Annotated in this window: 10 protein-coding genes; 3 read left to right on the forward strand and 7 right to left on the reverse strand. The window is 68.7% G+C overall.

Annotated features, from left to right (window positions below):
• Window positions 1–274 precede the first annotated feature (274 nt).
• The gene (locus tag AC1RVY_RS06770) at window positions 275–3,640 is read left to right on the forward strand and encodes an EAL domain-containing protein (RefSeq protein WP_492805900.1); all 3,366 of its coding nucleotides are present in this window, start codon (window positions 275–277) and stop codon (window positions 3,638–3,640) included.
• 55 nt (window positions 3,641–3,695) lie between these two features.
• On the opposite strand, the gene AC1RVY_RS06775 is transcribed toward AC1RVY_RS06770, so the two are convergent.
• Window positions 3,696–6,581 carry an IPTL-CTERM sorting domain-containing protein gene (locus AC1RVY_RS06775; protein WP_492805901.1) on the reverse strand — a complete coding sequence of 962 codons (2,886 nt, stop codon included), beginning with the start codon at window positions 6,579–6,581 and terminating at the stop codon, window positions 3,696–3,698.
• Between the two features lie 387 nt (window positions 6,582–6,968).
• Between AC1RVY_RS06775 and AC1RVY_RS06780 the strand changes: the two genes are divergently transcribed.
• Window positions 6,969–7,715 carry a helix-turn-helix transcriptional regulator gene (locus AC1RVY_RS06780; protein WP_218297342.1) on the forward strand — a complete coding sequence of 249 codons (747 nt, stop codon included), beginning with the start codon at window positions 6,969–6,971 and terminating at the stop codon, window positions 7,713–7,715.
• A complete protein-coding gene (locus AC1RVY_RS06785; protein WP_492805903.1) occupies window positions 7,705–9,672 on the forward strand; it encodes a sensor histidine kinase in 1,968 nt (655 codons plus the stop codon). The genes AC1RVY_RS06780 and AC1RVY_RS06785 overlap by 11 nt, the downstream gene beginning before the upstream one ends.
• 174 nt (window positions 9,673–9,846) lie before the next feature.
• On the opposite strand, the gene AC1RVY_RS06790 is transcribed toward AC1RVY_RS06785, so the two are convergent.
• From AC1RVY_RS06790 to pgaA, 6 genes are read right to left on the reverse strand one after another with little or no spacing between them, the layout of a single operon-like run.
• Entirely contained in the window at window positions 9,847–11,202 is a 1,356-nt protein-coding gene (locus tag AC1RVY_RS06790; protein ID WP_369641200.1) for a sigma-54-dependent transcriptional regulator, read from the reverse strand.
• On the reverse strand, window positions 11,202–13,106 hold the full coding sequence (locus tag AC1RVY_RS06795) for a sensor histidine kinase (protein WP_492805904.1): 1,905 nt from the start codon (window positions 13,104–13,106) through the stop codon (window positions 11,202–11,204). Before AC1RVY_RS06795 ends, AC1RVY_RS06790 begins: the two co-directional genes overlap by 1 nt.
• A gap of 50 nt (window positions 13,107–13,156) precedes the next feature.
• On the reverse strand, window positions 13,157–13,738 hold the full coding sequence (gene pgaD / locus AC1RVY_RS06800; RefSeq protein WP_218297346.1) for a poly-beta-1,6-N-acetyl-D-glucosamine biosynthesis protein PgaD: 582 nt from the start codon (window positions 13,736–13,738) through the stop codon (window positions 13,157–13,159).
• Complete coding sequence (pgaC, locus tag AC1RVY_RS06805) at window positions 13,728–15,005, reverse strand: poly-beta-1,6-N-acetyl-D-glucosamine synthase (protein WP_218297347.1); 1,278 nt, start codon at window positions 15,003–15,005, stop codon at window positions 13,728–13,730. Before pgaC ends, pgaD begins: the two co-directional genes overlap by 11 nt.
• A complete protein-coding gene (pgaB, locus tag AC1RVY_RS06810) occupies window positions 15,002–17,098 on the reverse strand; it encodes a poly-beta-1,6-N-acetyl-D-glucosamine N-deacetylase PgaB (protein ID WP_492805905.1) in 2,097 nt (698 codons plus the stop codon). The genes pgaC and pgaB overlap by 4 nt, the downstream gene beginning before the upstream one ends.
• Window positions 17,098–19,533 carry a poly-beta-1,6 N-acetyl-D-glucosamine export porin PgaA gene (gene pgaA, locus AC1RVY_RS06815; RefSeq protein WP_492805907.1) on the reverse strand — a complete coding sequence of 812 codons (2,436 nt, stop codon included), beginning with the start codon at window positions 19,531–19,533 and terminating at the stop codon, window positions 17,098–17,100. Before pgaA ends, pgaB begins: the two co-directional genes overlap by 1 nt.
• Between the last annotated feature and the right edge of the window lie 681 nt (window positions 19,534–20,214).

Below are 20,214 nucleotides of genomic sequence, written 5' to 3' on the forward strand. Positions count from 1 at the left end.
GTCGGTGGGCTCCCGCGATTCTAGGGACTCGCCGTGCCCCACGGGACCGGCGGGCGGCGCGCCCTGAGGGGGCCCACAAAGCTCCACCATGCCATCTATTGGTTCCCCGCAAGGCCTCCAGTCGGTATATTCGAACTGGCCGATAGCAGCCAGCCAACGGATTCCTGATGTGCTGCACGATGCAGCAGGCATGGCGAACCCCGTCCTTCCGGTGCCGGCGTACTGTTCGATCCGGGTCCATCCGGCCGGGTCTCCTCACGGAAAGGTCAATACGGTGGCACGCTGGTCCAGTTTCGAAAGCAAGGTCGCCATTGCATTCGGCGCCGCCGTGCTGGTGGTGGCGGCGCTGGTGGCGGCCACCTGGCGGGTGGCGAACGATGCGTCCCAGACCGCGCTGATGCTCGCGCATACCCATGAGGTGCTCAACAACCTGGCCCGCACCCGTGGCTACACCCTGCAGATCGAGCTGGCCACGCAGAACTTCCGGCTCAGCGGAGATCCCGCCCACATCGCCGAACGCGACGACACCATCGCGCAGAGAGAGCGCACGCTGGAGAGGATCCAGTTGCTGACCGCCAGCAACCCCGACCAGCACCAGCGCTGGGGCCAGCTGCGGGAAATCGTGAACCAGCGGATGGTGATCTCCCGGCAGGTCGAGATGCTGCGCAAGACCCAGGGCCAGGAGGCCGCCAATGCCTTCGTGGCCACGGCGCCGCTGCGGGCCACGCGCGCACGCACCTACGAGCTGCTCGGCGACATGGACACGGCGGAGCGCCACCTGCTCACGCTGCGCGCCAACGCGCATGCCCAGGCACGGCAGAAACTGGTGGTGGCGGGCTCCATCGCCGCCGCGATGCTGGTGGCCCTGCTGGGCGCGACCTACCTGCTGATCCGCCGGCAGCTGCGCGAAACCGAAACCAGCCAGCGCGCGCTGGCGGACAGCGAAGAGAGCCTGTCGACCACGCTGCACTCCATCGGAGATGCCGTGCTGGCCACCGACACCGAAGGCCGCATCCTGCGCATGAACCCCGTGGCCGAGCAGTTGACGGGCTGGCCCATCGCGCTGGCCCGGGGGTTGCCGGTGGAAGTGGTGTTTCGCATCGTCAACGAACAGACCCGCGAGCCCGCCCTGGTGCCCGTGGCCGCCGCGCTTGCCACCGGCGAGATTCAAGCCCTCGCCAACCACACGTCGCTGCTCGCGCGCGACGGCACGGAATGCCCCATCGCGGACAGCGCGGCCCCCATCCGGGATGCCAACGGCCAGCTGCATGGCGTGGTCCTCGTCTTCCGTGACGTCACGGCGGAGCGCCAGGCCGAGCAGACCATTCGCGCGCAGAACATCCTGCTGGAGTCGCACGTCCGGGAGCGGACGACGCAGCTCAAAGAAAGCGAAGACCACCTGCGCAGCGTCATTGGCGCGGTTCCCGCGCTGATCGCGTTCGTGAGCGCCGAGCGGCGCTATGTGTACGTGAACGACCAGTACCGCCAGAGCTTCGCCCCGGAACGCGCGGACATCACGGGGTGCACGGTGCAGGAAATACTCGGCGACGAACGCTACGGCCAGGCCGCCCCGATGATCGACGGCGTGCTGGCGGGCACTCCGCAGGCCTATGACTGGCAGCCCTTCCCCGGGGTCTGGCAGGCCATCCGCTACCTGCCCAGGTTCGAGGCGCACGACAAGGTGGGCGGCTACTACGTGCTGGGCACCGACATCACGGACCGCAAGCACTTCGAGAACCGCATACAGACGCTCAACACCGAACTGGAGCAGCGCATACGGCAGCTGGAGCACGCGACCCGCGCCCTGCGCACCCTGAGCGCCGGCAACCGCACCATGCTGCGGGCCAGCGAGGAACAGGATCTGCTGGACAGCATGTGCCAGGCCATCGTCACGGCCGGCGGCTATGGCATGGCCGTGGTCTGGTACTGCGGCAGCCGCCCGGAGCTGCCCCTTGAACCCATGGCCGAATGCGGCTACCCCGGCGGCATGGACGCGCTGCGGCAGCTGGGGCTGGACCTGAGCGGCACGGCCCTGGGCCAGGGGGTCACCTCCAGCGCCATCCGGACCGAGGAGGTCTGCCTGGTGCGCAACATGAACACCGACCCCGGCCATGCCCCCTGGCATGGCAGGCCCCACGGGCCGAGATCCGGCATCTCGTGCCCGCTGCGGGTGGCAGGCCGGGTCATTGGCGCCTTGTCCATCTACGACCCGGAACCCGACACCTTTGGCGAGGACGAAATCGCGCTGCTCACGGAGTCCAGCGATGACCTGGCCTATGGCATCGCGACCTTGCGCTCGCGCGTCGAACAGGAGCGCGTGCAGGCCGCCATGCACCACTTCACCCGGCATGACCCGTTGACGGGCCTGCCCAATGCCCTCCAGTTCGAAGAGGCGCTGGCCGCCGCCATCCACGAAGGCGGTGAACAGCCGCGCTCGCTGGCGGTGCTGCAATTCAATATCGAGCGCCTGAGCGAAATCAACGAAGCGCTGGGCTTTGCGCACGGCGACGACATCCTGCGCGAGTTCGCACGGCGGCTGCAGCGCAGCGCCCCGCCATCGGCCCTGGTGGCCCGCCTGCGCGGCGATGAGTTCGCGGCCCTCTTGCCGGACAGCGACCTGCACGCCGCCCGCCACACGGTGAACATGCTGGAGCAGAACTTGTCACAGCCGATTTCGGTGGCCGGCATCGCGCTGGATGTGGTGGCCAAGGCCGGCATCGCGCTGTTCCCGGAGCACGGGCGAACCGTGCACGACCTGCTGCGCCGCATGGACAAGGCGGTTCACCAGGCCAAGAGAATGGGCGTGGACCACGTCGTTTTCATTCCTCAGCAGGAACAGGACCAGGCCGAGCGCCTGAACATGGCGGGCGAGCTGCGCCACGCGATCGACGCCGGCCAGCTGCGGGTCTACCTGCAGCCCAAGGTCGATTTCGCCAGCGGCCGCGTCTGCGGCGCCGAGGCACTGGTGCGCTGGCTCCACCCCCAGCGCGGCCTGCTGGCGCCCGGGGTCTTCATCGAACTGGCGGAGCACACGGGGCTCATCAAGCCGCTGACGGAATGGATGCTGGTGTCCGTGCTCGACATACTCCAGGCCTGGCAGCGCCAGGACTGCGCCCTGCCCATCGCCGTCAACCTCTCGGCGCGCAACCTGCGCGATGAGCAGCTGTTCGCCAAGTTCCGCCACTGGCAGCGCGAGCGCGGCGTGGCACGCGGGCTGCTGGAGGTGGAGATCACCGAGAGCACCGTCATGGAGGATGCGCAATACGCCATGGGCGTGCTCCACGCCCTGCGGGAGGAAGGCATTCCGCTGTACATCGACGACTTTGGCACCGGCTACTCGTCCCTGGCATACCTGCAGAAGCTCCCCGTGGACTGCATCAAGATCGACCAGTCTTTCGTCGCCGCCATGACACACGACAAGAGCTCCGCCAAGATCGTGCGCTCCACCATCGACCTGGTCCATGACCTGGACCGCAAGACAGTGGCCGAGGGCATAGAGACCCGCGAGCACTGGGAGCAGCTCTTGCATCTGGGGTGCGACATAGCGCAGGGCTACTTCATTGCCAGGCCCATGCCGGCGGACGAGTTCCCGGCGTGGGCCGCCAGCTTCAGGGCTCCGGCTCCCCCGCCCGGGGGATGACCGGGTGCACGCGCCGGGCCGCGGCCGTGCGCCCGGGACGGCGCCTGCGCCCCCATCAACCCCGGCGGCGGCGCAACCCCAGCAAGGCCATGGCAGCCAGCGTGGCCCCCGTCAGCACGACGCCCCATTCGCTCAGCGTGGGAATGGCGGTAGCCAGGCCCGCGGGGGCCAGTGGCATCACCGGGTCCACGATCACGCCGTTCTGGGCCCAATCGTCGTCCCCCAGCTGGCCGTCGGTCAGGTCGAAACTCACGGCGTTGCCGTCGATGGTGAGATTCCTCGGCGCAAAGAAGCTGGCGCTGGCGGCGCCGCTGCTGGCCCTGCCGTACTTGGTGAAGCCGGCGACCGGCTGCGGCCACAGGGTGGTCACACGCACCGTGGCGCCCGGGGTGCAGTCCACCAGCCGGACGCGGAACGCGCCCTGCGGCGCGCTCTGCCCCGGCGGGGCGGCGCTGGCGGCCATGAAGCCGGTGGCGGCGGGGTCGAACCGGCAGCCGGCGCCTCCACCCGTGAAGCTGGCGCTGGCCGGGCCGCCCGCACCCGTGGTGGGCACGGTGGTGCCGCTGTAGGTGACAGGGATGGCGATGGTCTGCTGCACCTGGGCGGCAGCGGCGTAGTTCGCGTCGCCTGCCTGGTTGGCATTGACGGTGCAGGTGCCCGCGCCGGCAAATGTCACCACGCTGCCCGCGACCGAGCAGGCCCCGGCCGTCGAGGCGGCATCGATGGTGAACACGACCGGGTTGCCCGAGCCGCCGCCGAGGGCTGACACCGCATAGGCCCCGCCCACGACGGGGTACGCCGGTGGCGTGGAGGTGAACGTGATCGCCTGGCCGGGCAGGACCACCTGGTTGACGAGGACGTTCATCGTCGTCTTGATCGTGCCGTCGCCCTTGCTCGTCGCCGTGAGCGTGCGCGAGCCGGGCCCGGCAAACGTCGCCGCGAACGCCGCGCTGCCTTCGCTTTGCTGGATCTCGCCCGGCATCGTGTCGCCCGGGTTGCTGCTCGTGATCGCCCAGCGTGTCGTATCGTCGATGTTCGCATTGACCGGGTCGGCCACGGTCAGCCGGAACGGGATCGGCGCATTGGCCGCGACCGTCACCGACGCGGCGCCGGGCACCATGTCGATGGTGCCCGGGCCACCGAGCGACGGCGCGGGCAGCGGCAGGTTCTCGAAGTGGATGACGGCGCGCAGGTTGTGCCCCGGCATGCTGATGATTCCCTGGTACTGGCCCGCGACGCGGTTGGCCCGGGCGTCGTAGATGTAGTAGCCGGTGCCGCCATCGCCCATGAAGCCCTGCTCCGCCGGATCGGGATCACTCTGAATGATCGCGCTGGCGCCGCTGGACGGCACCGCGACGTTGATCGGGGTCGCATAGGGCAGGTAGGAACCTTCGGGGGTCGATGCCCTTGGGTCGATGACGATGGGGTTTCTCGTGAAGAGCTGCCCCAGGCGCGCGCGCAGCGACAGCGACGGGTTGCACATCCCATCGCCCAGCGCAAGGCAGTAGTTGCGCGTGTGTTCGCTGTCGTCCCTGTCGAACTTCATGAAATTGCGCATCCTGTCCGACACGGGCGTGATCGCGGCAACGAAACGCGGCATGTGCCCGGTCCGGGTGTTGTTGTCGCTGTCCAGCGTCAGCGGAGCCTGCAGGTTCGTCGAGCCGGCGATGGCGAAGTTCTCGCGGCGATCCGCGTTGTAGGCACCCGCGAGCGCGGAGACATAGCCCTCGCTGGCATCGACGAACAGGGACTGGTTCTGCGCATCCCGGTCGAGCGGTGCGGTGGCGAACAAGGCTGCTGCGGATGGTTCGGCCCAGCCCCCGTTCCAGGAGGTGACCTGCTGGTTCTGCGAGGTGAATCCCGGCCTGGTGTAGAAATTCGCTTGCGGCTGTGCCGTGGCCTGTTCCGGCACCGGCGCATTCACGAACGCCACCATGGTTTGCTTGACCCCCACGGAACCCATCTCGTTCAGGGCGGTGCGCAAGGTGAAGGCGCCCGTGGGCAATGATTGCGGCTGTATCAGCGCATATGCCCGGTTGCCCGGGACGCCGCTCAGCCACAGATTTTCGTCCTGGGCAAAATTCCGTGAAGCCACGGAGGGGTCGATGGACGACTGGCGCACGCTGGTCGCGGCATAGGCGTTCCTGGTGGCGCCCACCGCATCGCTGAGCGTGATCAGCAGCTGGGGCTGGTGCAGTACATGGGCCTGCCCCGCTGGCAGCTCCTTGCTCGCGAACTCGAAACTGCCAAAGGTGTTGTCGTTGGGATCGGGGGCCGCGCCCACACGCATCATCGACTCGACGTTGTTGGCCAACCGGTATTTGACCAGCTTGGTGACATCGAAGCTGTAGAAACCCGGCGTGGTGATGCGCAGGGGCTGCGCGGGACTGTCCGCATCGGTGGCGGCCGCATCGGCGCTGGCCACGGACTGGCCGCAGTGCGGCGCCGTGTCCTCGCGCTCGAAGCAATCGGCACCGTCCTGATGGGCGCTGAATATCGCGATATAGCCAGGCGCGGCCACTTTCTCCACATAGAGCACCAGGCGCGCGCGCGCGACCTTGTCGGCATTCAGCGTGTAGGCTTCCTGCCCCACGGAGGCCGTCGTGCTCGCCTTGTCCACGACCAGCTTGGTCAACGTTCCGCTCGGCAACGTGGCGTACGAGAACTTCAGCTGCGCATTCGCGTCGGGGTTCACGAGCAGCGTGGGCTCGAAGGGGAAATAGTCCGCGTTGCGGGTGTAGCCGTCGGCGACAAGCGGCGCCTCGATCCACGACGACAAGGTCGCTCCGCCGCAGGCCTGCAGCAAGACCACCGCCGCCGCAAGCGCGAGCCCCCGGACCGCCCGGGACCTTTCCAGGGATGCGCCCGCGCTGCGCCCTGGCCGGGAGCTGTGGCGCGCCGTTGCGCCCGGCCGCATCGCGGCCTCTACCATCCGAATCATGTATTCCTCACTCCGTGGTGCGTTCGAGAAAAGCCGCTCGGGCTTGCCCTGAATGGAACGGTGTCGGCCACCGTGTTCTTGTGGATTCAGGTGCAGGCCCCTGCTTGCGGGACCGGAAGTTACCGGATGGGCACGGTTTTGTATGTCCCCCGTTTGGGCGACATGACAAGGGCCCCGGGGGATGGCAGCATGGACAGAGCACCCGCCGAATGGGCGCGCATTGACGACCTGGAACCCATGCAGAAACCCACCGACCCCGCATGCAGCCCGAAGAACCGACCATGATCCGCCGCTTGCCACCGTACCGGCTGGCGCAGCCGGCCTGCCGGGCACAGCAGCCCCGCCAGGCCCGGCGCTTTTGACCTGGGCCTGTGGCAGCATCGGCGCATGGTTTCCCTTCCTCGCACAACTCCCTGGGCGCCGGATGCGGCGCCTGCGCCCCCTGCCATCCGCGTGGCGGTGGTGGAGGACGACTTCGTCTGCCGCAACGCGCTGGCGCATGCCTTGCAAGGCGCGGCCGACATGCATCTGCAGTGGGTGGCGGCCAGCCGCGCCGAAGCGCTGGCGGCGCTGCAGGCGGACGATGCGCCGCTGGACGTGCTGCTGCTGGACCTGGGGCTGCCCGATGGCAGCGGGCTCGACGTGCTGGCCGTGCTGCGCGCGCGCTGGCCCGGGGCGGCGGCCATGGTGAGCACGATCTTTGGCGATGAGGCGCATGTTCTGGGCGCCATCGAGGCCGGTGCGATGGGCTACCTGCTCAAGGACCTGCCCCCCAGCGCCGTCGTGGACGAAGTGCGCAGCCTGCATGCGGGGGGCAGCCCCATCAATCCGATGGTGGCGCGCAAGCTGCTGCTGCGCCGCGCGCAGTCTCCCGTGACAGCCAAGCCGTCAGCGGGCCTGGAGCCGGGGTTGGCGGCGGCGGAGATCACGGAGGTGGCACCTTCGGCGCGCGAGGCCGAGTTGCTGCGCATGGTGGCACGCGGCTACACACTGGACGAGGTGGCGCGGGCGATGGGCGTGTCGCGCCACACGGTGCGTACCTTCGTGCGGCGCGTGTACGCCAAGCTGCAGGTGACGACCCAGGCCGAAGCGGTGAGCGCCGCGGCGCGCAAAGGGTGGATCGATGTGGCTTGATCTCGCGCGCCTGGCGCTGCGGCTCTTGCTGGCCGGTGCCGCCGCCGGGGGCGCGGCGCTGGCAGGCATGCTGCCCGCGCACCTGGTGCAGGCGCAGGCGTGGAATCCCGCCAGCGGGGGCTGGGCGCCGCCGCCCTCGCTGCACGAATCACCCGATGCAGTGCTTTCGAGCACCATACCGTGGAGCACGGTGGACCTGCCACATGCCCGCGCACGCAGCACGGTCTCGACAGCCGCGCAGGCCGATGCGCCACCCGAGGTGTGGTGGTACCGCCTGCGGGTGCCGGGCGAGGCGCTCGCCGCCACGCCCCAGGGCACGCGCCTGTACATCCCGCGCTGGCAGACAGTGGGCACGGTGGCGGTGTATGCCGATGGGCACCTCGTCTGGCAGTCGCACGGCAGCCGGGTCTGGAACAGCTTCAACCGCCCGGTGTGGGTGGACCTGGCGGGCCATGCTGCGCCCGGCATTCCCCTGGAGGTGCATGTGCGCATGGCCAACCTGCCCGGCGTGGGCGGCGCGCTGTCCAGCGTGTGGGCCGGGCCGGCCGAGGCGCTCTGGCCGGGGTGGCGGCTGCGCAGCCTGCTGCAGACCGACCTGGTGGCCTACCTGCGCGGTGCCTACCTCGTGCTGGGCGTGTTCGCGCTGGCGGTGTGGCTGGTGCGGCGCGGCCGGGGCGAGGCGGGCTACCTGCTGTTCTTCCTGCTGTCGGTGGGGCACTTGCTGGCCACGCTGTTCTACCTGGTCGATGCCGAGGGCTTCGGCGTGCCCGACGAATGGTTCTCCTGGCTCACGCTCGTGGGCTCGCTGGGGTCGTCGGCCTGCTCCTTCTTCCTGTTGTGCCGGATGCAGGGCCGGGGCTATCCGCGGCTGGCGCGCGCCGTGGTCGCCTATTGCGGCTTGGTGGCGCTGGCGGCCCTGCCACTGTGGGACCTGCGGCACGAGGCGATGCTGCCGCTGTTGCGCCTGGCGCTGTTTCCTCCGGCCCTGGTGGTGCTGTGCGTGGCGGCGCTGGGCGCGTGGCGCGAACGCTCCTGGTCCAGCGTGCTGCTGGCCGGGGCCGTGGCGCTCTCGTTTCCCCTGGCCATCCACGACCTGGCCATGCAGCGCTACCGCATCAGCATCGAGCACATCTACCTCACGCCCTACGTGTACATGGGCGTGTTCACCATGTTCCTGCTGGTCGGGTTCACGCGCTACCACCGCGCGCTGGAAGTCGCCGAGCAAGCCAATGCCGTGCAGGCCGAGCGCCTGGCCGCGCAGGAATTGCAGCTGCGCGAAACACACGAGCTGCTGCGCGCCGCCGAGCGCGAGCAGACGCTGCTGCACGAGCGCCAGCGCCTGATGCGGGAGATGCACGACGGCGTGGGTTCCTCGCTGATGAGCGCGCTGCGGCTGGTAGAGACTGCGCCGGCGGCACCCGTGGACGTGGCGCAGGTGCTGCGGGAGTGCATCGACGACCTGAAGATCTCCATCGACTCGCTGGAGCCCGTGAATGCGGATCTGCTGGCACTGCTGGCCGGCCTGCGCTATCGGCTCGGGTTGCGGCTGGAGGGCGCGGGACTGGTCATGCACTGGCAGGTGGACGACCTGCCGCCGCTGCCCTGGCTGGACGCGCAAAACGCGCTGCACGTGCTGCGCATCCTGCAGGAGATCCTCACCAACATCCTCAAGCACAGTGGCGCGACGGAGATCGTGCTGAGCACGGCCGAGGCCGTCTGGCCCCCGCCAGAGGGCGGCGGCGATGGCACGCGCGGCGTGCAGGTGTGCATACGGGACAACGGCCGTCCATTCACCCCCCCGGCGTCCGAGGCGCTGGCGCCCGCCCGCCGGGGCCTGCCCAACGTGCACAGCCGCGCGCTGGTGCTGGGCGCGCATTGCACCTGGAGCACCAGTGACGGCGCCCAGGCGCAAGGTTCCACCTTCACGCTGTGGCTGCCGCTGCACAAGCAGGGCTGACACCCCGCCCTCCGCGCGAGCCAGCCGCCACGGGATCGTTGGCACCGGTTCAGGGCCGATGGCGCCAGCACAAGGCATCCACCGCAGCGACAGCGGTGGCGATCCAGAGGGCATGAAGTGCCGCCATCGAGCGAAGAAGACTGTGCGATGGGGACTTCCGTGCGCAGCGGGACCCTAGCCGCGCAGGAAGTCTCTTGCCACCAGGCCATGCCGGCGCAACTTGTCGTACAGCGTCTTTCGGGGGAGATGGAGCTGCTCGGCGGCCTGGGCCACGCGGCCCCGTGCCTGGCGAAGCGCTTCACGTATCAGCGCGGCCTCTGTTTCGTCCACGCGCGCGGTGAGCGACGTAGAAACCGGCGGCGGATCGGCTTGCGAAAGCCCGTCGGGCAGGCCCAGGCAAAGCCTCTCGGCAACGTTGCGCAGCTCGCGGATATTGCCGGGCCACCGGTGGGCCTTCCAGCGGCGCAGGTCGTCATCGCTCCATTCCGGTTGCGCCATGCCGTGGTGTTGGGCGAACTCGCGCAGGAAGTGGGCCATGAGCAGCGGGATGTCCGGCATGCGATCGCGCAATGGCGGGACGTCGATCGTCACCACATTGAGCCGGTAGAACAAATCCTCGCGGAATCGGCCTGCCGCCGTCATGGCCTTGAGGTCCCCCTTGACGGCGGCGAGCACGCGGCAATCGACGGGTATGGAGACATTGCTGCCCAGCCGTTCGATCTCGCGCTCCTGCAGCACCCGCAGCAGCTTCAGTTGAACGGAGAGCGGCATCGACTCGATTTCATCGAGGAACAGCGTGCCTTTGTTGGCGAACTCGATGCGCCCCACGCGCCGCTTGGCCGCGCCGGTGAAGGCACCCACCTCGTGGCCGAAGATTTCACTCTCGATGACGCTCTCTGGCAGGGCGCTGCAGTTGAGCGCAACAAAGGGACCGCTGCGGCCGCTGGCGGCATGAATCGCCCGTGCCACGACCTCCTTGCCCGCGCCCGTCTCTCCGGCGATCAGGACATCCACGTTGGTCGCCGCCAGTGCGCGAACCAGTTGGCGGACACGCTGCATGGCGGGTGTCTGGCCAATGAGCGGACGCCCCTCTTCGCAGGGCAAGCGCTCGCGCAGGCGCCGGTTCTCTTCCAGCAGCACGCGCCGCTCGACGGCCCGGCGCACGACGCCGACCAGCGTTTCCGAGGAAAACGGCTTCTCTATGAAATCGTAGGCGCCTTCGCGCATTGCCTGCACCGCCATGGCGACGTGCCCGTGCCCGGTGATGAGAACCATCGCGACTTCACGATCATGCTGGCGCAATCTGTTGAGCAGCTCCAGGCCATCCATGCCGGGCAACTTGACGTCGCTCACGACGGCCCACGGCTGCACGTCCTCGAAAACATCCAGCGCGGCCTCCGCGCTGCCGACCGCCTTCACAGTGATGCCGGCAAGCACCATGGCTTGCTCGAGGCCGCGCCGCACGGCGGGCTCGTCATCCACGAGGAGAACTCGCGGCCTTTCGTCGGCAGGGATGGGTGGCACGGGCATCAATAGACCTCCAGCGTGATGGTGAAGAGCGCGCCCTGCCGGTCCAGGTTGCGCGCTTCGATGCGCCCGCCGAAGCTCTCGACGATGCTTTGCGAAAGGGCGAGCCCAAGACCCAGCCCCGCGCCCGCGGGCTTGGTGGTGTAGAACGGTTCGAACAGCCGTTGCATGGCCTCTGGCGCGATGCCGCCGCCCGTGTCGCTGACGGAGATGACGGCATGGCGCCCTTTTTGCCGGACCGCCACCCTCACCAGGCGCTCCGCCCGGAACTCGACCGCGTCGAGCGCATTGCGCATCAAGTTCACGAGCACCTGTTCGAGCCGGATGGCGTCGGCCCGCACCGGGCGGGTCGCCAGCGTTGAGCTGACCAGGATATCCGCCCGCACCTCGCACCGCCGAGACTCTACGAGCATGAGCGCATGATGGATCGCCATGTCCATGGCCACGGGTTCGAGGCTGGTGCTGTCGGCGCGGGCAAAGGCCTTGAGCAGCGCCATGATGCGCCCCATGCGGGCGGTGAGTTCGCTGATGAGGTGAAGGTTCTCGCGCACCTCTTCCAGGCGCGCGCCGTCAAGCAGCGTGATCGCGTTGTCCGACAGGGTCCGCAGCGCGGTGAGCGGCTGGCTGAGCTCGTGGCCCATGCCCGCAGACATCTGCCCGAGCACGGCGAGCTTGCCCGCGTGCACCGCACCGTCCCGCGTCTCATGAAGAATCGCCTCGGTACGGCGCAGTTCTTCGATCTTGCGTTCCAGCGAGGCATTGGCTTGGCTGATATCCGCCGTGCGCTCGATGATGCGCTGCTCGAGCCGGGCACTCGCTTCCACCAGCGCGCGCTTGGCTTTGCGCATCTCCTCACGGCGATACCGGCCTTCCTGAAAGCCGACGGTGAGCGCCCCCAGGAAGGCGGCGACGGAGGTGGCGGCCAGTGCGGCCAGGACGGCGGCGCGGCGCGAGGGTGCCTGGTCCACCAGAAGTGCGGCACGCCAACCCAGATCTTCGCTCGCATGGGTCGCCATGGTGTAGTGCGTGATGCCCCCTTCAAGCGCGAGCGTTGCGTGGGACCGGGTGAAATCCAGCCCCGGCCCGGGCAGCGCGAGCAGCGGCAGGTCCCCATACTGCCGCGATTGCCGGATGCGCTCGCGCGCGGCCGGTGCGAGCGCGGCGACGGTGCGGTACCGCCACTCGGGAACGGAGCTGAGAATGACCACGCCCTCGCGGTCCGTGAGGATCACCACGTCGGTGCTCTGCCGCATGGCTTCCTCGAACTTTTCGAGCGAGAGCTTGACCGCGATCACACCGCGGGCGCCGCCCGGCGCCACCACGCCGGCCGCCAGGAAGTAGCCGGCTTCGCCGGTGGTGGATCCGATGCCGTAGAAGCGCCCGGTGCGGCCCGCCATCGCATCCTTGAAGTAAGGCCGATAGGCGTAGTTCTCGCCAACGAAGGTCAGCACCTGGTTCCAGTTGCTCGAAGCCAGCGTCGTCCCGCCGGCATCCAGCAGGTAGACGGCAGAAATGCCGGAGGCCTTCGCCACTGTTTCAAGATACGCGTTGGCGGCGGCCTGGGCCGCCAGCGTGTTCGTGTCCAGCAGCGAGCCAAGCGTTGACTTGAGTCCGATGATGCCTGGCAGGGCTTCGTTGCGATGGACGAGCGCCTGCAGGCTGAGCACGACAAACTCGAGGCGTTTCGCGGCGCTCCGGGCCTGCTCTTCCCGATAGAAAGTGAAGGTGGCCACATAGGCGACCGCGCCGCACAGCGCGCATGCCGCCAGCACGACAACGTGGCGCCACCGCCAGCGGAGCGTCGTGCCCGCCCGGGCGGGTATCGAGAGATCGCCCGAGGATGCATCGCACAGCGGATCCGCCGCAGGCAAGACCCGCAGCGAAGAGGCATTGCGGGGTGTCGTCATGGGCGATCCGTGGGGTCAACCTGCCTGCACGGCGCAGGCCCATTCTTCCATCAGCGCCGTCCCCGGCGCGATGCAGGGGGCTCGGGCTCCAGCTCCCCGGGGGTGGTGTCGGTGGCATCCCTGAGCTGCCCTTCATGGTCGTGGTGAACCAGCAGCTGCCGCGTGCGCTGCCAGGACGACAGGCGGGCGGGCGGCACGTCAATGTAGGAGGCCAATGCGGACAGCGACGATGGCTCATGGGTGGATGGCGCCTCGCGTTCATGCTGGCGGCGGCGCCACGGTGCCACTACCAGCATCGATACAAGGATCGCGGCGATCACTGCCGCGTACAGGCCAAGCAGATGTAGCACTTCGGGCTGCGAGCGGGCATTGAGCACATAGGGCCAAGCGTACCAGACCGCACAGAACCAGATCGCGAGGGTGAGCGCAGGGCGCAGCACGCGCAGCCAGAGGTACATGGCGAGCGTGCGCCGCGGCGACCGCCCCGCGCCGAACGCCTGCAGCGAGACCCGGGCGGCATCGATGATCGGCTCCTCGCCCACTGGCTGCCCCCAGGAATGCCGCCGGCTCGGTGGGCGCACGTCGGCGTGCGGCGCGGGCGGCAGGGAATGGTCGTCAGGCTCATGAGACATCGGAGACTCCTCGGTCGGGGCTCGTCCACACAGCGCGCTTGCCGCGGCGGCGCATCAGAGCGTTGGGAAGCGCGACCACGGTGGTGGTCATCGTGATGGTCCAGAATGCGATCGGATACCAAATCGTTCCCGCGAAATAGCGCATGAGATCGCGGTCGTAGCGCCGGTCGATCCACAGGCTCAGCAGCATCTGCAGGATGCAGGTCATGGCCAGCAGCGTGCCTTGCCAGTGCGGAAGGAGCGTGGAGTGCCAGACCGACTCCTGCGGCAGCAGCGGACGCATCGCGCTGATCAGCAGCACAATCGCCATCGCGTAGGCCCACACCACGCTCGCCATGTATTCGCCATAGATGAGCCACAGGCGCCAGCTGCGCAGACGCAGGATGGATGGCGTGATGCGCAGCATGGTCTGGATACCGCCCACCGCCCAGCGCAGGCGTTGTTTCCAGAGGCCGCGCAGCGTTTCCGGCATCAGAATCCAGCACAGCGCGCGCGGCTCGAACCGCAGTCGCCAGCCAAGGAGCTGCAACTTCCAGCTGATGTCGATGTCTTCGGTGAGCACATCCGGGCTCCAGAAGCCCACCTCGAGTACCGCGCGGCGGCGGAACATGGCGAGCACGCCGGACACCGTGAACAGCGTGCCGACAAGCTGCTGCGAGCGCTTGATGAGACCGATGATGGAGGAGAACTCACCCACCTGCATGCGCCCGAGCAGCGTGGTGCGCGTACGGATGCGCGGGTTGCCCGTGACGGCGCCAATGCGGTCCGAGACCAGCATGCGCCGCAGCATCCAGGCGATGGCGTTGGGGTCCACCAGCGCGTCCCCGTCGATGCCGAGAATGTACTCGCCGCGCGCGAGCTGGCTCGCGGTGTTGAGACCGACGGCCTTGCCCTGGTTGCTGGCGTTGTGGATCACGCGCAGGCGGCTGAACTCCAGCGTCATCGCGTCGAGCAGTTCGCCAGTTCCATCGGTGCTGCCATCATTGACGGCGATCACTTCATAGTTCGGGTAGCGCGTGCGCATCAGCTGCTCGATCACTTCTCGCAGGTGAGGCGCCTCATTGAAACACGGGACCACCACCGTGACGAACGGCCGCGAGGGCAATGCCAGCAAAGGGTCGGTCTCTACGTCGTCCTTGCGTTCGAACGCCCACGCGTGCGAAAGGCCGCCGGCCATCCACACCCACGCCATGAAGAACGGGTAGTAGAAAACGAAACCGAAGAGCAGCGAGGGCAGCGCCTGGACAAGCCACGGGCCGGAGGTCATCGGGATTCCCCGGCCTGCGCAGGGACCGCAGGCCCCGTCTGTGGAGGGACCGTCGCCGCGGCACCCGCCGGCGAGCGCAGCGCGCGCGGCAGCAGCTTGCGCACCGAGATCGCGCGGCGCACCGTGTCGAGCGAGGGATGGTTGCCAAGAAAGTCATCCGGGTAGTAGCCCAGGTGCCGCACGCCTGCGCGCTGCAGCTGCGCCCACTGGCGCGTGAGCTCGTCGTTGGGCACGGGCTTTCCGGTATGCCAGTCGCGGGCCTGCAATTCGAACACAGTGCCGTCCAGGCCACGGGGGGTGTCGGCTGCGCGGCGCGCCAGCCGGGCAAGCCAGCCCTGGGCATCGCTCTCGCGCTCCATGCGCGGCATGGCCATCAGCGCAACATAGTCGTAGGCCGCGAGCGATGCTTCGTAGTTTTGCGCGAACCATTGCTCCGCCTCGGGTTCGAGCACGGGCCGGGCGTACAGGTTGCGCGCGGTTTCCAGCGTCGGCCGCCAGGCGCCCACCCGGCCCAGGAGCTCCTGGGTGAACTCGATGAGGTGGCGGGTCTTGGCGGTGGTCCAGCGGGACCGCAGCGCCGGATCGGCGTGGATGGCGCCCACGTCGGGCGGCAGGCCCCAGCGGGCGTAGGCGGACAGCGCGTCGGGAGAGGCGTCCTCGTCGTCGGCCAGCATTGCGTCGTCGTGGAACAGCAGGCCATCGAAGAAGGTGTAGCGGCCCAGGTCTTCATAGATGCCGCCGATCAGCGTGCGCACCGCCGGATGGAAGGGCGTGAGCCGGTGATAGCGGTCGGCCGGCGCCTTGCCGCCCTGCGCCATCACCGTATGGGCAGACAGTGGATGCGAAGCCGGCAGACGGTAGGCCATCACCGGCATCCAGGCATAGACCTTCACGCCAGCGCGGCTGCGCAGCTGCCAGGCAGCGCGGCCGAACAGGTCGGCGCGCACGGGCAGATGGCGGTTCGGGAAGTACATGGCATCGGCCACGCCGTCGCCATCGGGGTCGGCGTAGGCCTGCAGGAACACCGAGCGCGGCCGCACGGCGGCCACACGCTCGATCAGTGCCGAAAGGTTGCGCTCCTGCTGTGCCGGATCGGGGTCGTACACATAGTCAAGGTCCACGTGCATCACGCGGTTGACAGGCCGCGTCTCGCCGCCCGCAGGGCTGCGCAGGAGCTGGGCGTATTCGGGCGCCGCATTGTCGTAGACGGCCAGCGCGCGGCGGATGCGTGCGAGCGGCACGGCGGCCGTATTGGGGCCATCGTCCAGCGTGAAGGTGATCGGCATGCCCGCGCGCTCGGAGGCCCGCAGCGCCATCGCGTTGTAGGCGCCATAAGGCCAGACGGTGGCGCGGACCCTGGCGCCGGTGCGCGCCTCGATGATCTCCCGGCTGCGGCGCAGGTCGGTCTCGATGCGGTGCCGGTAGGCGGCATCTTCTTCGTAGCGGCCGGTCCCGGGATCGTAGCGATGCGTGGCGGCGGCCGCCAGCATGTTCCCCTGCGGGTTGGCCTGGATGCCCATGTGCATGGCATCGCTGTGGCTGGCGAACTCGGCCAGGCCCGAGCGCGCCATTTCGGCGGCCTCGCGCCAAAGCAGGAAGTTCTCGCGCGGCGCCGGCTTGTCGCCCCAGTGCACAGGCTGGCCTTCGGGCACCTCGAGCCAGCTCGTCACCAGCGCGAACAGCGCCGGGTACCCGTAGCGCTTGAGCAGCGGAAACACCTTGGTGTAGGCGCTGCGGTAGCCGTCGTCGAAGGTCAACAGCACGGGCCGGGCGGGCAGGGGCCGGCCGCCCGCACGCGCGTCGATGATCTGCTGCAGGCTCACCGGGTGGTAGCCGCTGTACTGCAGCCAGGCGAACACCTCCACGAGCGTGCGGTCGTCAATGGCGGTGGCATCGGGCGAGCTCTCGAAACTGGCGCGCACGCCGGTGCGCACGTCATGGAACGAGATCACGCGAAAGCTCACGCCATCGTCGGGGTCGGCCGGCGGCAGCGGTTGGGCGGGCGCAAGCCGGGACAGCGCGCACAGCGCAAGCCCGATCAGCAGCCATGCCATGGCGGCCCGCAGGAAGGGGAAGGTGTTCTTTGCGGACATCACTGCAGGGGCATCGAGAAGTTCAGAAAGACGCTGCGCTGTCGTTCGCGCACGCCGTCATAGGGATGGCTGGCGATGCCCAGGCCGTAGCGCAGCGTGAGCCGCCGGCCCAGGCTCCAGCTGTGTTCATAGCGCAGGCTCCACAGCGGTCCGCTGCCGAAGCCGCGCTGGTGATAGCTGCCGCCACCGACCTCGATGGCCTGGAAGAACTGCCGGTCGTCGCTCTTCCACGTGAGCCATTGGGCCCGCGCCGCAAGCCGCACGCTGGTATCGCGCGGCGGGTTGAAGTACGGCGTGTCCAGCACGCGGCCACGGCCCGTGCCGGCCTCGAGCCGGGTCTCGGCCTGGACGCGCGGCGTGCTGACCCTGCGCTCGGTCCAGCCCAGGCCCAGGCCGCTGCGCACATTGCCGTCGCTGAAATCCAGGCGCTGCCACTGCAGGTTGAAGCGGCGCGCCTCGTTCACCACATGGGCCACGCCGCCCGCCATCTCGCGCGCGCCTGTGCCAGCTACCCGCGCCTTCCAGGGCAGTTCCTTGCTGTCGCCATCGTAGGCAGCCCACAGCCGCCAGGCATCGCTGGCGCGGTAATCGACGCGACCGGCCATCCCGTTGCGGTAGGGGCCGGCAGCGGCATGCTGCAGAGCACCTTCGGCCACCCAGGGACCGCGCTGCCAGCGCAGGCCGAGGCCACCACGGACCCTTTTGGCGTTGCCGGCCTCGGTGCTGCCCTGGGCGAGCGACTGGTCGTAGAACACGCGCCACTGGTCTGCGATGAGTCCCGAACTCAGACGGCTGTCGATGCGCCACTCGCCGCTGGCGATCACGGCGCCACCACGCGACGCCGCGGCGTCGACCTCAAGCCGCGCACCGGTGAGGGTATCGCGCTTGCGTTCCATGTCGCGCACCTGCAGGCTGTCGGGAACATCGGCCACCAGCGATGCGGCGCGCTGGCGGGCTTCGCCGAACCAGCCCGCACCGAGCAGCGCCTCGACATGGCCGACGCGCATGCCGATGTCGTCGGGATGGTCCGCCATCTGCGCCTCAAGGCGCGCGAGCCCGGCCTCGGGGCGTTCGCGCAAGCGCTCGGTGAGGCTGGCGCCAAGGGCATAGCCCGCGTTGAGCGGCGCGTCCAGCGTCAGCGCCGTGAAGCTCTGCTGAGCAAGCGCGAGCCGGTCGGTGTAGAGCTGCATCAGCGCACGCATGCCAATCACCTCGGTGTATTGGCTGTTGGGCCGGCCAGGTTCGGGTGCCAGGCGCGTGAGCGCCGGCGTGCTCTCCTCGAGCCGCTTGAGCAGCGCTTCAGCCCGTTCGAAGCGGCCGGTGTCCAGGTAGGCATAGACCAGGCCGAAGTGGATTTCGCCCGGCATCGGTACGTCCGCCCCACCCTTCGCGATGGCGGCTTCATACAGGGGCACGGCCTCGGCCGAACGGCGCTCCTGCGCGAAAGCGCGGGCCGCCGCGGCGAGTCCGTGGAACGACAGGTCGATGCCCGCCAAGCTCAGGGTTTCGTAGAGCGCGACGGCGTCCCCGGGACGGCCACGCTCCACCAGCGCGAGCAGCCGATCGGACTCAAGATTCCTGCGCAGCACGCGCCAGGCCTCGGCGTCCGCGCCGCGGGCCTGCTGCGCCGCGGCTTCGAGCCGGACCAGGGCGGCCTCCTGGCCGGCCAGCACCTTGTCGAGTGCGACCACGCGCGCCACGCCCCGGCGTTGGTCGCGCTCCTGGAGGGCCCAGCGCAGCCGCTGGGCCAGTGCCTTCTGTTGCAGCATGGACAGCGCCAGCGCGGAAAAGGCGCCGGGGTTTTTCCCTGCGGCTGCTTCGGCGTCGTCGAAGGCGGTAGGCGCCGCGCCGTTGTCGGCGAGCAGAAAGTCGGCCTCGCGGCGAATGTCCAGGCGCTCGGGGCGCAGCGCACCGGCCTCGGCGTAGGCGGCCATCGCGATCAGTGGCTGGTCTTCGGCGCGGGCCACGGCAGCGCGCAACTCCAGCAGCGCGACACGGACTTCGATGTGCTCTGCCGCTTTCCGCATGAGCGCCTCGCTGATTGTTTTCGCGCCCACGACATCTCCGCTGTCGAGGCGCCAGAAAGCTTCGTGGATGCGGGGTCCGAGCGCCTGCGGCTGCCGCGCGCGCCAGATGCTGATGGTGTCGCCTTGCAACGCGGTGTCCTGCACGCGCCGCGCGGCCACGGCGAGCGCCTCCAGCGCGTAGTCGCTCAACCCCGCCGCGGTTTGCTGGCGTCCCAATGTCACGGCTTCGGCGAACTGGCCGCCGGCGGTCGCCATCACGACGGCGTCGGAGACCAGACGCTGGCGCACGCTGTCGCTCAATGGCACGTCGAGCCAGTCCTTCAACTGCTGCAGCGCTCGGGCCGGGGCGACATGCCCCTCGCGGTGCGCCAGGATCAAGGCATCATGCCGCTGCGGGTCATAGGCCATGGAACTGCGGCCCGTGGCAGCTGGGGCGGAGTCCGCCGGGTTCGCGAATGCCACCGAGGCACCCAGCATCAATGCGCAGGCGATGGGAGGGAAAGCCGTTGACCACCCTCGATGCCGCAGCGGAACTGCGCCGACAGCCCCGGATGGCCGTTCCGCGGCAAACGATCCGCCGTCTTGTTGGAGGACTGGCACTCGGCAATCCGGCTATCGATGGAATTTGGCAGCAGTGCGCGGCGCCCATGCACACCCCAGGCGCTCGCCGTCATCGCCGATGACTGCCTGGCAAGACGGGTGGAGGCAGGGTGGAGGGGCGTGCGGCTTGGGGTGTGACAGCATGGAGATGGGGGTTCCTGAACCTGTGTTGGACGAAGCCGCCTTGTTCATGGCGGCTTGAAATCACGCAAGAAGATGGTTCACACGGCATCCATTTCTGCAATCGATGAACCGATCAACGAATGTCCATCTAGCAACGCATGTGCCACACGGCGCCATCCTTGTAAGTCATTGATTTCAAAGAGATTTCCATTTCAATGGCGGCACCTTTCCCGCATTCCTGGATGAAAATCCATCCCAAAAAACCGGAGAGGCTGGAAATCCGCACATGCCGCGCGGTGATGCCCTGCGCCCGCGTTCACCCCGGACGCGGCATGTGCCTGAAGGAAAGACAACCCCGGGCTTGTC

This window comes from Acidovorax sp. GW821-FHT11A03 (assembly GCF_058809075.1).

Bases quoted from the DNA above. Each gene is read 5' to 3' on its own strand.
- AC1RVY_RS06790 (WP_369641200.1), bottom strand. From the start codon at position 11,202: ATGCCCGTGCCACCCATCCCTGCCGACGAAAGGCCGCGAGTTCTCCTC.
- pgaC (WP_218297347.1), bottom strand. From the start codon at position 15,005: ATGACCTCCGGCCCGTGGCTTGTCCAGGCGCTGCCCTCGCTGCTCTTC.
- AC1RVY_RS06780 (WP_218297342.1), top strand. From the start codon at position 6,969: ATGGTTTCCCTTCCTCGCACAACTCCCTGGGCGCCGGATGCGGCGCCT.
- pgaB (WP_492805905.1), bottom strand. From the start codon at position 17,098: ATGTCCGCAAAGAACACCTTCCCCTTCCTGCGGGCCGCCATGGCATGG.
- AC1RVY_RS06795 (WP_492805904.1), bottom strand. From the start codon at position 13,106: ATGACGACACCCCGCAATGCCTCTTCGCTGCGGGTCTTGCCTGCGGCG.
- pgaD (WP_218297346.1), bottom strand. From the start codon at position 13,738: ATGTCTCATGAGCCTGACGACCATTCCCTGCCGCCCGCGCCGCACGCC.
- pgaA (WP_492805907.1), bottom strand. From the start codon at position 19,533: ATGGCCTATGACCCGCAGCGGCATGATGCCTTGATCCTGGCGCACCGC.
- AC1RVY_RS06775 (WP_492805901.1), bottom strand. From the start codon at position 6,581: ATGATTCGGATGGTAGAGGCCGCGATGCGGCCGGGCGCAACGGCGCGC.
- AC1RVY_RS06785 (WP_492805903.1), top strand. From the start codon at position 7,705: ATGTGGCTTGATCTCGCGCGCCTGGCGCTGCGGCTCTTGCTGGCCGGT.